We start from the raw sequence: 13525 nt of genomic DNA, 5'->3' as shown, positions 1-13525 counted from the left end.
TCTCCTTTTATTCATGGTATCACAAATAGTGATAGCCATCATCATTATTGTTCGTTTTACATGATGTCTATTTTGGTGTCTAATGAATACAGAGATAGAGATGAAGGAGACTTTGATTTAATTGAAAAATAAAGTATTGTGGGGCGCTTTCTTGTGCTTTATAGCGAGCGTTTCCTGGGGCGCGATGTTTCCCGTTGCGAATCATGCGTTCAATTATATTGATCCATTTTATTTCACGATTTTTCGTTACATAGCGGTCACCGTACTATTAGTTGTCATGCTTTTCTGGCGCGAAGGGAAACAAGCTTTTCGACTGGAAGGTAAAGGCTTGTCGTTATGGTTTTTTGGTACAATGGCTTTTGCTGTTTATAATTTACTCATTTTCTGGGGTCAGGATTTACTAGGTGAACCAGGCGTGATGGTGGCGTCGATTATGGAGTCTTTGATGCCGATGATCTCAATTGTGATTGTCTGGTTGTTAACTAGAAATCGACCGCATGGTATTACGTTATTCTTTGTCTTTACTGCATTTATCGGGGTTTCGCTCGTCATCTCAAAAGGTGATTTCGGAGCGTTCTTAACAGCAACAAGCGATATCGTGCCGTCACTATTCATCTTCATCGCGGTCGTTGGTTGGGTTGTCTATACGATGGGCGGTAGTAAGTTTAGCGAAAAGGGTTGGTCCGCGCTTCGCTATTCAACATTAAGCTGTTTACTTGGTACAGCGACAGCGACTGTTGTTACGATTCTTGTGACGTTTTCGGGCTATGTGACAGTACCTACGATGGCGACGATTCAAATCGTTAGTCCTCATTTAACCTTTATGATTATTTTCCCGGGACTTATTGCGTTACTGGGTTGGAATATTGGTGTAGGTATCCTATCACCTTTAAACGCGTTGTTGTTCATTAACTTTGTTCCTGTGACAACTCTGGTTATTTCATTTGTCCAAGGCAATCAATTGACAGCTTATGACTATATTGGAACTGTGTTTATTGTTGTTTCGTTAATTGCGAATAATATTTTCGTCAGAATGCGTCAGAACAATACAACGCCGCAACTTCTCAGAAAAAGATTGCGCGAGGTTCTTTCTTTACTACAAAACCAAACTTAAGAAAACGAGAAAAGCATCCTTCCCGCGCATAAAGTCCTGCGAGAGAGGATGCTTTTCTTAATTGGATTCTTGTACTGCTGCAAAGGATGAGTGACAGAAAAATAGTGGTTAGTATCTTCCAATTCATAATTCCTTCTCTCCTCGTCAAACATAATCTAAGAGTGTTTATTAAATTATTGCAAGAGAAGGGTAAGTTTCTATATTTTCTACTGAAATTGGTGTCCTTAACGTGTCCTTAACGTGTCCTTAACGTGTCCTTAATCCTGATTTTATTTCCTTATATCTTCCTTATTTATATTTCCATGACAAAATACCGATTGCAGTTCACTCCACTCCAACTAAATCCGCTCAATTATCGTCGCGTTCGCCATTCCCATCCCTTCACAGATAGCGAGTAGCCCGTAGCGGCCACCTGTGCGTTCTAATCTGTTCATGAGCGTCACTAAGAGTTTCGTGCCGGTTGCGCCGAGTGGATGTCCAAGTGCGATGGCTCCACCGTCTGGATTGAGCTTGTTAGGATCAGCGCCGATATCATTCAACCAGGCTAGCGGAACTTGGGCAAATGCCTCGTTCACTTCGTAGGTATCCATGTCTTCTATGGTCATCCCTGCTTTTTCCAGCACTTTTCGGGTTGCTTCAATTGGGCCAGTAAGCATAAGTGTCGGATCAGAACCAACAACACTTCTTGCCACGATTCGGGCTTTTGGCAATAAACCAAGTTCGTCAGCCTTTTCGCGTGACATGAGTAGGACCGCGGATGCTCCGTCGCTCATTTGACTCGCATTTCCTGCAGTGATGACGCCGTTTTTGTCGAAGACCGGGTTTAATCCGCCTAGAACTTCAACTGTTGAGCCTTCTCGTGGACCCTCATCGACTGAAACTGTTTTAATGCTTCCGTCTTCTTGTTCAACTTCAACTGGCATAATTTCTTTTTCAAAATGTCCGTTTTTTATTGCCTGAAATGCTTTTGTGTGGCTGTTCGCCGAATACTGGTCCAAGTCCTCCCGTGTAAATCCCCATTTTTCCACCATGCGTTCAGAAGACAGACCTTGATTGATAATCTCGTATTTTTCCGTTAGTTTTGGACTTGGTTTTGTATCTTTTATCGTTGCCAACATCGGCACGCGCGTCATGTTTTCCACGCCGCCTGCAATGACAATATCCATATCTCCTGACGCGATAGCTTGAGAGGCAAAGTGAACAGCTTGTTGGCTGGATCCGCATTGACGGTCAATCGTGACACCGGGGACATGAATCGGGAAGCCCGCTATAAGTGCCGCAGTTCTTGCAACGTTCCCGCCTTGTTCACCCGTTTGTGTCACGCAGCCTAAAATGACATCTTCCACGTCTCCTTTTTCAATTCCCGCACGCGTTACAAGTTCATCGAGCACGACCGCTGCCAGTTCGTCTGGTCTGTACCCAGCGAACATGCCTTTTCTTCTTCCAATTGCTGTGCGAACCCCATCTATGATGACAACTTCAGTCATTTGTGTTCCACCCCTTTTTATTGATCAATCAATTACCTCGGTTGCATGCGAATGCCGCCGTCCAAACGAATCACTTCCCCGTTTACATAGCCGTTTTCTATTAAGAATAATACCGTAGATGCATATTCATCTGGCGTTCCAAGACGTTTTGGAAACTCGACCATTCCTTCAAGTCTTGCAATAGCCTTTTCCGGCAATCCTTCTGCCATAGGCGTTCTGAAGAGACCCGGTGCAATTGTATTCATACGGATGCCGTAGGAGGAAAGATCTCGTGCAATCGGTAACGTCATACCCGCGACACCCGCTTTACTAGCTCCGTATGCGGCTTGCCCCATTTGGCCGTCGAAAGCCGCAACAGATGCGGTGTTTATAATGACGCCTCGTTCCCCGTCTTCTGTTTGTGGTTCGTTTTTTGCCATTGCTTCCGCGGCTAACCGTAATGTATTAAACGTACCGATTAAGTTCACCTCGATGACTTTTCTAAAGTTTTCCAACGGCATCACACCCGCTCGACCGATTGTTTTTTGCGGAGGCGCGATGCCTGCACAGTTGACGCATATATGAACGGACCCAAAAGTATCAACCGCTAATTTTATGCCAGCTTCGACTGATGTTTCACTTGTGACATCTACATTTGCGTACGTGACATCTACATTTGCGTACGCGACATCTGCCCCTAATTCTTCGCACACTTCGATTGCTTTGGCTTCATTCAAATCAAAGATGACCACTTTAGCCCCTTTTCCCACCAAACTTCTTACGGTTCCAAGACCTAAACCCGAAGCTCCCCCAGTAACCACGGCAACTTTATCTTTAATATCCAATCTCCCACTCCCCTTTGACGGTTTTTTCTGAAGATTCTATCTTACTATAATTCTAGCAAGCTAATTGGGGAATTGCAATTGAGTTGGAAGCATACTGTTCCCTGTTGAATTAAAAGGTGTCACTGAAGTGATTAGACCGAATAACTTCGAAATCGCAAATAAGGACAATCCACAAAAATATTCCCAAGAATCAAAGAAGCCAACCAATTCATCTTTGGTTGACTTCACTTTTATTAACTTTTCCGTTCCACATCAATAGTTACGGACAATAAGCGTTAATTTATTGTAAGGAAATCTTTTCACCACACTATTGCGTCATCCAGCCATCGTCAATAAAAGTAGTTCGACCACTTATGAAATTGCTTGCGTTGCACGCCATTAAGAGAAGTGAGGTTAGTGGAAAAATCCTACAATATACTATTGCTACCTGTTTAAAGTAAGTGTTTCCCACGTATATTATCTTCTCTTTAACAGAAAAAATTAGTATTTAAAAAAACCTTCTCCTGATTTCCTTCCAAGACGACCGGCTCTTACATATTTCCTAAGTAAAGGCGCTGGACGATATTTGGAATCATTCGTTTCGTAATAGAGGGTTTCCGCAACAAAAAGCATCGTATCGAGTCCAATAAGATCAGCAAGTGCAAGCGGACCAATAGGATGATTTGCTCCTAGCACCATGCCTTTATCAATATCCTCTGCTGATGCAATTCCCTCCGACAAAACAAATATCGCCTCATTAATCATTGGAGTTAAAATTCGATTCACAGCAAATAATGGGGCTTCTTTCACGGATATCGCCACTTTGTTAAATTTTTCTGCCAGTTGATGAGCAGTTTCAAAGGTTAGGTCATTCGTTTGTTCACCACGAATGATTTCAACCAATTGCATAACCGGAACAGGATTGAAGAAATGTATGCCAATCACCTGTCCACTTCGCTTCACCGCACTAGCCATTTCCGTGATGCTTAATCCTGATGTATTTGAAACGAAAATAGTGGAGGGTTTGCAAATTTGATCAAGTTCTGCAAATAGCTCTTTTTTCGGCTCAATTTGCTCCACTATTGCTTCTATAACAATGTCTACATCTTTGAGGTTTTCTATCGAACTTGTTGGTTTAATTCGTTCTCTAATTTGATCCGCTGCGGCTTGATCATTCTTTCCCTTTTCTACATTACGCTTTAAGGTCTTTTCAATTCGTTTCAGTCCCTGTTCAAGACCTGCAGGGTTTTTATCATACAACAACACTTCAAACCCTGCTTCAGCTGCTACCTGAGAAATACCATTTCCCATTGTACCCGCGCCAACTACTGCGATTTTCTTCATTCACCATCACTCCTAAAGAAACTTGGTAATTCTGATGCTTTCATCGGAAAATTTGCTGGTCGCTTTTCTATAAAAGATTGAATTCCTTCATTTATATCTGCATTCCGACTTGCCCAATGAAGGAATTTTGATTCAACTAAATGTGATTCATAAGGATGATTTTCGCCAAGCATCTTCCATAATAATTGTCTTGTAAAGCTGTTAGACGTCGCTGCTGTATTTTCCACAATTTCACGCGCAATTTCATATGCCTTCGCAAGTGGATCTTCTTCCTCATATTGAACAAGACCCGTTGCCAGTGCTTCATTCGTCGGTATGTATCGCCCCGTCAACGTCCACTCAAGCGCCTTTCCAATTCCGACAACCCTTGGTAAGAACCATCCTGCAGCTGTTTCAGGACCAATTCCGCGACGACCAAATACAAATCCGATTTTCACGCCTTTTTTCACAATCCGAATGTCCATTGGCAAAGTCATCGTAATCCCTATTCCAACCGCAGCACCGTTAATCGCAGCAATTATAGGCTTATTCACTTCATACATCTGCATACTCACCTGTCCGCCAAGATCACGATAATCCTCCTGAGTTTCGTCGGTTGCAAACCCTTCGTTTAAATCCATGCCAGCGCAAAAGGCTCGTCCACTTCCAGTAACTACGATGACCCGTACATCGTCATTTTTGTTTACTTCTTTATAAAAGTGAAGCAATTCTTCATTCATTTTATGGGTATAGGCATTCAATGCTTCCGGGCGATTCAGCGTCAACGTCAAAATGCCATCTTGTAAATTTGTTTTAATCGTTTCATACAAGGTTCGCCACTCCTTCCTTGTACTCTTTAATTAGTGTTTCAACAATTTCTTTTGTCGTTTCACGTTTTGTTACATTTGTAACGCCTTGACCTGCAGACCAAATATCGCGCCAAGCTTTAACATTAACCAAATGAGACAAATCCACTTCATCTCTTGGCTTCAATGCAGTTGGATCGATACCTTCTTTTATAATACTTGGAATGAGATAATTCGCGTGAACCCCACTGAATGAATCTGTGTACAGGATATCTTCGATCGTTGAATCGATAACCATTTGTTTGAACCCTTCTTGTGCACTGCTTTCTTCAGCTGCCAAAAAACGAGTACCCATATAGGCATAATCCGCTCCCATTAATCGGGCAGAAGCAACATCTGCCCCTGTTGAAATGGTTCCTGATAAAATAATCGTTCCTTCATAAAACTTTTTTACTGCTGCAATAAAGGCGAATGGATTTAATGTTCCACCGTGTCCACCCGCTCCGGCACAAACTAAAACGAGTCCATCTACACCAGATTGTGCAGCTTTTTTCGCATGTTTTATATTCGCTACATCTGAATAGACAAGGCCGCCATATCCATGAACAACCGCATTTACATCGCTTGGATTACCAAGGGAGGTAATGACAATCGGTGGTTCATATTTCCTGATTAACTCAAGATCGTCATCATAACGTTTATTGGTTTTCTTATGACAGATGAAGTTGACTGCCCAAGGAATATCCCCAAGCCCATCCTTCACTTCCTGAAGCCATTGTGCACACTTTTCAATCGGGCGTGCATTCAATAGTGGAAAAGAACCAATTACACCAGCTTTGCCTGCCTCAATCGTCATCTTTGGTGTAGAGACTAAAAACATTGGAGATACAATTACTGGAAGCTTAAGCATGTTCGATCACCACCGCAATCCCTTGTCCGCCGCCAATACATAAACTCGCCACTGCATACTTTGCATGACGACGTTTTAATTCGTAAGCGGCTGACAATAATATTCTTGTTCCACTCGCTCCAACTGGGTGGCCTAGTGCGATTGCCCCACCGTTTACGTTCGTTTTAGAACGATCTAAACCTAACTCTTTTTCTACAGCCAAATACTGGGCAGCAAACGCTTCATTGATTTCAAAAACATCAATATCTTCAACAGTTAAATTCGCCCGCTCCAATGCCTGCCTAATCGCTGGGACGGGGCCGATTCCCATTATTGTTGGATCAACACCAGCAACTCCCCACGAAACGATTCGTGCGATTGGTTTTAACCCGTGTTCATTGACAGCCTTTTCACTAGCTACGATTACTGACGCAGCCCCGTCGTTAATCCCGGAGGCATTTGCTGCCGTAACTGTTCCATCTTTTTTAAATGCGGGACGTAGCCCAGCCATTCTTTCTTCAGTTACATCCGGTTTAATATGCTCGTCTTTGTCGACAATTACTGATTTTTTCCGATACTTCACTTCTATTGGCACGATTTCTTCAGCAAATACGCCATCTTCCACCGCCTTTGTCGCACGGAGATTCGATTCAACGGCAAATGCATCTTGTTCCTCCCTTGAAATAGCGTATTGTTCCGATAACTTCTCGGCTGTCATCCCCATGCCACTTCCCGTATATTGATCGGTTAACGTCGCCTGTAACATATCTTCAAATTGCAGGTTCCCCATCTTAGATCCGCCAAATCTCTGTTCGAAATTTGAATATGGGGATTGTGACATGTTCTCAGCACCGCCCGCTAAGACAATATCCGCATCGCCTACTAAAATATGTTGTGCCCCCGAAACAATACTTTGCATACCGGATCCACATAGTCGATTCAATGTTAAAGCCGGGACCTCCTGTGGAACCCCTGCATTTAACCCAATATGTCGCGCGATATAGGAAGCGTTCTTTCCTGTATGAATGACATTTCCATAAATCACATGATCCACTTGTTCGGGTTTCACATTCGAACGTAACATCGCTTCAATTGCAGTCGCGGTCCCCAGTGTTGTCGCATCCACCTTCGCAAAAGATCCACCAAACTCGGTAAATGCAGTCCGAGCACCTTCAACGATATATACATTAGTCATAGCCCGACTTCCCCTCCTTCTTCAGCTTCTTCAGGCTTACTACCAAAACGTAAAATAACCTCTAGCAAAACAAATAAAAAACCGATGGGTACTAGGAAATAGACTGGCCATATCGTTACTAAGCTCCCGCCAACCGGAATTGCCATTTGATCTTTCATTCCTGACATCGCAAATAAATAACCATAATACGTTAATAAAGCAAAAACAACCGTGTCTATAAGTAAAATTAGGATTCTATTAAATTTCTCAAACCAATCTGGTGCTTTTGAAATAAGCTCGGATAACCTTGGTAATATACCTGACCAATAGGCATAACCTAAAGCGGGAAATACTGCCAATGGCATAAGAAAATATTGGACAATCTCATAAGTTCCTGCAATTGGTTTTCCGAAAACGTTTCGCATAAAAACATCTATTACGATAACTAGCATCATGCCTAATATTGAAAAACCACTGATGTATTTTCCACTTTCTCTCACTATTCGGCTTATCTTTTCAAGAACTTGCATATTGTCATCCCCCATTATTTCATCTGATTCGGCAACCAAGTGACGAGCTCAGGGAAAATTATTAATAATCCTATGACAATGATTGAAGCTGCAATCGCAAACACTGTCGACGTTTTAAATAAACGCTCTATCGGGATACCCGTTACACTACCGACTACGTAGACACTCATCCCAACTGGTGGCGTAATCATACCAACCGTACAAACGACCGTAAGCATAATTCCGAACCAAAGTGGATCGGCATTGATTGTATCTAATATCGGTGTGATTATTGGCACAGTCATCAAAATGACTGCCACACCTTCGATAAACATAAATAGGAAGAAATAAAACACCATGATAATTATAATTACCAAAGTTGGTGTATCTAATAACGGACCAAGTAAATCGATGATTTTTCGCGGTACTAATGACAGGGAAATAAAGCGCCCAAAAAGTGATGCCCCCATTACAATAAACATAGCCATAACTGTGATTTTTGTTGTTTCAATCATTGACTTCTTGAAAAAACTTAAATTCACCTTTTTCAATAATAAAGCCATGATTAACGCCAGGAAAGCTCCAATTGCACCTGCTTCAGTTGGCGAGAAAATCCCCCCGTAAATTCCACCGAAAATTGCAATCATAATTGTCGCGCCCATAATTGTCACGATGATGTAACGAGATACGGGAACGTTTTCGCTTACATAATCCTTGGAAGAAGCATTCAATTGATCACGATTCATCCTTAAATACACGATTGCCACCAACGAAAAACTAAGCATTAATAGTATTCCTGGAATTAATGCCGCAGTAAATAATTTTCCGATTGAAACTTGAGCGATAACCCCATACAAAATCAGTATTACACTGGGTGGTATAATAGCAGAAAGTGACCCCGCGGCTGCCGCAATCGTTCCTGCAAGATGATCTGGATAGCCTCTTCTTTGTAATTCTGGAACCGCAATTTGACCCAAAGCCGCCGATGTCGCTGTTCCAGAACCGGAAACCCCACCTAGCAGCCCCCCTAATAATATTGTCATTATGCCAAGTGGTCCCGGGCGTCCCTTTGACAGGGTGTACATTAGACTGTATAAATCCCGTACAATACCTGCCTGCATAATGAACTGAGCCATTAATATATATAGTGGAATGGTTGTTAATGAATAGCTTGCTGTGCGCGTAAATGGATCGCTTTGTAGAAATCCATTCAATAAATCCATGCCACCAAGAAGATAAATTCCTAGCATTCCTATCGCAAACATTAAGGAACTAATATACTGACCTACGATTAGAAAGTAGAGAAAAAGAATTAGCGCCACAATAATAATAATGTTTTCCATAATTGGCCCCCCGTACTTTTCAAAAAAGGAGCACTAAGGCCCCTATTTTGTATTGTTTACTTCAAATCTATTATTTCTTGTGGTAACACACCGCCAGCTTCCACTAACATATCTCTCCAAAGAAGCGCCATTTCTTTTCCTTCAAGGCCTCCACCTTCTAAATCTTCAATCCAATCAATCCATGAAGCAACAAGAACGTTTTCAAGATGGGCTTGTACATCAGGGGTTAGATCATTAAAATGCGTTACCTCTCCGCCCTTTTCTTTATTGCTAGCAAAGTTCTCTTCAGACTCACTTGCCGTTAAAGCCGCGCCTGAATGAATAAGCTCGTATGCATTTTCTTCAAATAGACTTTGTACTTTTGGGGACAGTGAATCCCATGTTTTTTGAGTCATCGCAGTGTGTCCGACGAAATGACCTAAGTTTACTCCCGTAATCGAATTTTTAATAAGTTCATCTAATCCATATGCAATCCAATCGGGTGCATTATAGATGATGCCATCCAGGGCATTCCGGCTTAACGCATCATAGGCATCTGAAATAGGCATTGATTGTCCTGTAATGCCCAATTCTTTCGCCAAAATCTCATGTACACGTGAAGCTGTGCGTACTCGGATAGCTTCATTGAAATCATTTACAGTTTCAAATTTTGCTTTTGTTGTTGAAATGACATATGGCTCAGTTGGTGGAGTTGCAAATGCAACTAACCCTTTATCACCAAATTCCAAATCATAATACGTTTTACCGTCTTTTATTATACGATCACTTTTCATCATGCTTGCCATTGCTTTGGCAGCGACTGTTGCATCGGAGTCAAGTAATGGCAACATCACAACTTCAGTGTATGGGAAACGTTGTGGATCATACGGTGCCATTAACGTTAAAGCAATATCAATCGAACCGGACACCAATGCATCATATTCATTTCCCAATTCGACTAGTTCTCCTGATGTGAATAATTCAAATGCCACTTCTTCATCCGATTCTTCCGCTATATTTTTAGTTAAAGGTTCAAAAAAACCACGGTGCCAAAAATGTTTATCTGGTACTCCCGAAGAAGCCCTAAGCTTTTTCGTATCATTTGAACCTGCTGCTGTTCCTGTATTTGCATCACCACAAGCACCTAACACCAGTAAAGTAGCCAATAAAAGTAATAACCATCTCATTTTTTTCATGAATGAAATCCCCTTTTAGTTTATTATTTTCCTGTGAATTCTGGCCTACGTTTTTCATAAAATGCTTTGACGCCCTCTTGGTGGTCTAATGATTTCAGCAACATTGTTTGATGTACATTTTCCTGTGAGATACTTTCATCCAAAGCAGTATTATTCAAATAATTAATTATTCGTTTTGAATACTTTAAACTTAAGGGACTTCCTTCTGTTAACGGTCGTATGAATTCTGTAGCTAGTTCTACAACAGAACCACTACCAACTTTGTTAATAACACCTCTAGCCAACAAATCCTGAGCGGTTAAAGTCGGTGCAAAGCTAATCCATTCCTTCACAATATTAATAGGTACTCGTTCAAGCAGAAGCTGATAAAGCCCCATGTCTGGTACGAGTCCAACTTTCGAGAAACTTAGGACGAACTTTGCATCCATATCCGCTACAATATAGTCTGCAGCCAATGCTATGCTAAAGCCTGCACCCGCCGCATACCCGTGAACTGCCGCCACGATATGCTTAGGCGATTTTCGGATTTTTTTCGTTAATGTCGTCACTTCATTCATCCATGTGTAAATTTCATTTACATCTTCAAAAGCTTGCATCATTGCAAGATCTCCACCTGCGCTAAATGCCTTCCCTTCACCTGAAAGAATAACCGCCTTTACTTGATCATTCGATTCAGCCCAATCAAGTGCTTCATGAAACCCAGCGATGAGTTCGCGTGACAGTGTATTCAGTTTTTCAGGACGATTTAACGTAATATAACCAATACCTTCCCGTACTTCATAATTGACCTGACTCATATAGTCACCTTTGCCGTTCCAAGAGTTTGTTTCAATACCTTCCCTGAAGCATTTCGTGGTAATTCATTCATAAATTCAACTTTCATTGGTACCTTATATTCCGCTAACTGTGTTTTACAATATTCAAGGATTTGTTCTTCAGTAATTGATTGTCCCTCTTTTAATACAGCGAACGCCCTCGGTACTTCACCGTAAACTTCATGGGGTACCCCAATAACCGCTGCCTCCAGTAATTCATCTATTTGATAAAGCACTTCTTCTACTTCGACTGGGTAAACATTTTCGCCGCTTCGTATGATCATATCTTTTTTACGGTCGACAATGTATAGGAGCCCATCCTCATCAAATCTTCCTAAGTCTCCGGAATATAGCCAACCATTTTTTATTGCACGCTTTGTTTCTTCTTCATTTTTCAAATAACCTTTCATCACTTGGGGCCCTTTCACAACGATTTCGCCCACTTGACCGGCTGGAAGCGATTTCCCTAGCTCGTCTACTACTCGAATTTCTGTTTGCGGAAGTGGTTCACCGACAGATCCGATTTTCTCAAGCGCAAGATGGTCTTTTAAAGAAGATGCTGCAGGTGCATTTTCCGTTTGACCATATAAATTTTGAACCTTCACACTCGGGAATGTCTCTTTTAACTTCTTCAAAATTTCATAAGGCATAGGTGCCGCCCCATAAGCGAATAAACGTAATGTTGAAAGTTCAATACTTTTAATATCAGGTAGGTTCAAAATAATTGTATACATTGCCGGAACCCCAAAAAACATGGTCGGTTTTGCATCCTTCAAAAGCTTAAGCGTTTTACTTGTCGAAAATGTTTCCTCAATAATGATTGTTCCACCTTTGTACGTCACCGGTACAACGAAGCAATGACTCGCCGCACAGTGGAATAAGGGTGTCGAGACAAGCATTCTATCATCATCTGTTACTTCCATTGCTTCTGACCAAATTTCACCTGCGGCAAGAATATTGTTATGCGTTAACATAACGCCTTTCGGCTTGCCTGTTGTTCCAGAAGTATACATGACAACTGACGTGTCATTTCCGTCATGCTGTATCGGTGAAAAGTCTAGTAAATCGTTTTCCAGAATCTGTCCAAGGGTATCCTTTCCCCCAATTTCAAGTTCTTCGTGAAAGACATGCTTTGTCTTGCTAATAACATTTTCGATGCGTACATCATAAATTAGTGTTTTCGCTTCAGAATGTTTAAAAATGTATTCCACTTCGGGTGAAGCCAATTTTGTATTGATTGGCATAACAGAGAATCCACCCAATTGAATACCGTAATAACAAACTAGGAATATATCAGAGTTCAAACAGTAAAGCGCGATAATATCCTCTTTTTTGTAATCTTTGGATTGAAAATAAGCTGCCACTCTTTTTGCTTTTTCATAAAACTCACCGTACGTCCATTCGCGTCCGTTATAAGAAGTAAAAATTTTATTCGGTTGACTTTCTGCATAACCAGCTAAAATCTCAGGCATAAACATATCAAAAATCTCCTTTACTTCAATAGTTTTATAATATTTTCCCAAAAGCTTTGTTTTAGCTCTTCCTTTTTCATTCTTCCATTTGGACGGTACCATTGTTGAATCCAATTCATGGCACCTAGAATCATCATTCTTACAATTATTGGTTCATTCATGGAAAACTCTTCTGTAGCCACTCCTTTTTCGATAGCTTGATCAAATAACCTCGCATAATATTTGCGTAGTTTAGAAACTGAATCCAATTGTTCTACATTAAAAAAGTGTCTAGGTTCAAACATTAAGTTGAACGTTTCTTTTTCTTCAATCGCATATTCGATATGAGTGTCAATCATTTTCCGAAGAATTTCTTCTGCTGTGCCTGGTTCCCGTAAATTGAATTCGTGTTCTTTTATTGCTTGAGAGAGAACAAGGTTATGGCATTGATACATCAAATCACCTTTGTTTTCAAAGTAGTAATATAAAGAACCCTTTGTCATCAGCAGCTCCGCAGCGATTTCTTCCATCGTCGCTCCCTCATATCCTCTTTGGTTTACAATAGTAATTGCTGTCAATAATATTTGTTCCTTCTTTTTCAAGGTTCGTTTCTCAGAAAGCTTCATTTTTTCACCT

Annotated in this window: 13 protein-coding genes; 1 reads left to right on the top strand and 12 read right to left on the bottom strand. The window is 41.2% G+C overall.

The annotated features are described in order from the left end of the window. Positions 1–121: 121 nt before the first annotated feature. Complete coding sequence (locus AC25Y1_RS08330) at positions 122–1114, top strand: DMT family transporter (protein WP_488147508.1); 993 nt, start codon at positions 122–124, stop codon at positions 1112–1114. A 338-nt stretch (positions 1115–1452) separates the two neighbouring features. On the opposite strand, the gene AC25Y1_RS08325 is transcribed toward AC25Y1_RS08330, so the two are convergent. The 12 genes from AC25Y1_RS08325 to AC25Y1_RS08270 all read right to left on the bottom strand — a co-directional run bounded on the left by AC25Y1_RS08325 (position 1453) and on the right by AC25Y1_RS08270 (position 13515). Continuing rightward, positions 1453–2601, bottom strand: a complete 1149-nt coding sequence (locus AC25Y1_RS08325; RefSeq protein WP_488147507.1) for a thiolase family protein — start codon at positions 2599–2601, stop codon at positions 1453–1455. 32 nt (positions 2602–2633) lie between these two features. After that, the gene (locus tag AC25Y1_RS08320; protein ID WP_488147506.1) at positions 2634–3425 is read right to left on the bottom strand and encodes a 3-hydroxyacyl-CoA dehydrogenase; all 792 of its coding nucleotides are present in this window, start codon (positions 3423–3425) and stop codon (positions 2634–2636) included. A gap of 480 nt (positions 3426–3905) precedes the next feature. Continuing rightward, positions 3906–4748, bottom strand: coding sequence for a 3-hydroxyacyl-CoA dehydrogenase NAD-binding domain-containing protein (locus tag AC25Y1_RS08315; RefSeq protein ID WP_488147505.1), 843 nt, complete (start codon positions 4746–4748; stop codon positions 3906–3908). After that, the gene (locus AC25Y1_RS08310; RefSeq protein ID WP_488147504.1) at positions 4745–5557 is read right to left on the bottom strand and encodes an enoyl-CoA hydratase-related protein; all 813 of its coding nucleotides are present in this window, start codon (positions 5555–5557) and stop codon (positions 4745–4747) included. The genes AC25Y1_RS08315 and AC25Y1_RS08310 overlap by 4 nt, the downstream gene beginning before the upstream one ends. Next, the gene (locus AC25Y1_RS08305; protein ID WP_488147503.1) at positions 5550–6443 is read right to left on the bottom strand and encodes an NAD(P)H-dependent flavin oxidoreductase; all 894 of its coding nucleotides are present in this window, start codon (positions 6441–6443) and stop codon (positions 5550–5552) included. The genes AC25Y1_RS08310 and AC25Y1_RS08305 overlap by 8 nt, the downstream gene beginning before the upstream one ends. Next, positions 6436–7617, bottom strand: coding sequence for an acetyl-CoA C-acetyltransferase (locus tag AC25Y1_RS08300; RefSeq protein WP_488147502.1), 1182 nt, complete (start codon positions 7615–7617; stop codon positions 6436–6438). The genes AC25Y1_RS08305 and AC25Y1_RS08300 overlap by 8 nt, the downstream gene beginning before the upstream one ends. After that, the gene (locus AC25Y1_RS08295; protein ID WP_488147501.1) at positions 7614–8126 is read right to left on the bottom strand and encodes a TRAP transporter small permease; all 513 of its coding nucleotides are present in this window, start codon (positions 8124–8126) and stop codon (positions 7614–7616) included. Before AC25Y1_RS08295 ends, AC25Y1_RS08300 begins: the two co-directional genes overlap by 4 nt. Positions 8127–8140: 14 nt before the next feature. Beyond that, positions 8141–9448, bottom strand: coding sequence for a TRAP transporter large permease (locus AC25Y1_RS08290; RefSeq protein WP_488147500.1), 1308 nt, complete (start codon positions 9446–9448; stop codon positions 8141–8143). Positions 9449–9504: 56 nt separating this feature from the next. Then, the gene (locus AC25Y1_RS08285) at positions 9505–10623 is read right to left on the bottom strand and encodes a TRAP transporter substrate-binding protein (protein ID WP_488147499.1); all 1119 of its coding nucleotides are present in this window, start codon (positions 10621–10623) and stop codon (positions 9505–9507) included. Positions 10624–10646: 23 nt separating this feature from the next. Then, positions 10647–11420 carry an enoyl-CoA hydratase/isomerase family protein gene (locus AC25Y1_RS08280; RefSeq protein WP_488147498.1) on the bottom strand — a complete coding sequence of 258 codons (774 nt, stop codon included), beginning with the start codon at positions 11418–11420 and terminating at the stop codon, positions 10647–10649. Beyond that, the gene (locus AC25Y1_RS08275) at positions 11417–12916 is read right to left on the bottom strand and encodes a class I adenylate-forming enzyme family protein (protein ID WP_488147497.1); all 1500 of its coding nucleotides are present in this window, start codon (positions 12914–12916) and stop codon (positions 11417–11419) included. Before AC25Y1_RS08275 ends, AC25Y1_RS08280 begins: the two co-directional genes overlap by 4 nt. 14 nt (positions 12917–12930) lie before the next feature. Beyond that, positions 12931–13515 carry a TetR/AcrR family transcriptional regulator gene (locus AC25Y1_RS08270; protein ID WP_488147496.1) on the bottom strand — a complete coding sequence of 195 codons (585 nt, stop codon included), beginning with the start codon at positions 13513–13515 and terminating at the stop codon, positions 12931–12933. Between the last annotated feature and the right edge of the window lie 10 nt (positions 13516–13525).

Source organism: Sporosarcina sp. Y1009, assembly GCF_057669865.1.
The sequence above is the reverse complement of the archived record's forward strand: the minus strand, read 5'-3'. Positions and strand labels throughout refer to the sequence as shown.

Excerpts from the sequence above, each read along its gene's own strand:
- AC25Y1_RS08275 (WP_488147497.1), bottom strand. The coding sequence starts at position 12,916 with ATGTTTATGCCTGAGATTTTAGCTGGTTATGCAGAAAGTCAACCGAAT.
- AC25Y1_RS08305 (WP_488147503.1), bottom strand. The coding sequence starts at position 6,443 with ATGCTTAAGCTTCCAGTAATTGTATCTCCAATGTTTTTAGTCTCTACA.
- AC25Y1_RS08315 (WP_488147505.1), bottom strand. The coding sequence starts at position 4,748 with ATGAAGAAAATCGCAGTAGTTGGCGCGGGTACAATGGGAAATGGTATT.
- AC25Y1_RS08285 (WP_488147499.1), bottom strand. The coding sequence starts at position 10,623 with ATGAAAAAAATGAGATGGTTATTACTTTTATTGGCTACTTTACTGGTG.
- AC25Y1_RS08280 (WP_488147498.1), bottom strand. The coding sequence starts at position 11,420 with ATGAGTCAGGTCAATTATGAAGTACGGGAAGGTATTGGTTATATTACG.
- AC25Y1_RS08300 (WP_488147502.1), bottom strand. The coding sequence starts at position 7,617 with ATGACTAATGTATATATCGTTGAAGGTGCTCGGACTGCATTTACCGAG.
- AC25Y1_RS08290 (WP_488147500.1), bottom strand. The coding sequence starts at position 9,448 with ATGGAAAACATTATTATTATTGTGGCGCTAATTCTTTTTCTCTACTTT.
- AC25Y1_RS08325 (WP_488147507.1), bottom strand. The coding sequence starts at position 2,601 with ATGACTGAAGTTGTCATCATAGATGGGGTTCGCACAGCAATTGGAAGA.
- AC25Y1_RS08270 (WP_488147496.1), bottom strand. The coding sequence starts at position 13,515 with ATGAAGCTTTCTGAGAAACGAACCTTGAAAAAGAAGGAACAAATATTA.
- AC25Y1_RS08295 (WP_488147501.1), bottom strand. The coding sequence starts at position 8,126 with ATGCAAGTTCTTGAAAAGATAAGCCGAATAGTGAGAGAAAGTGGAAAA.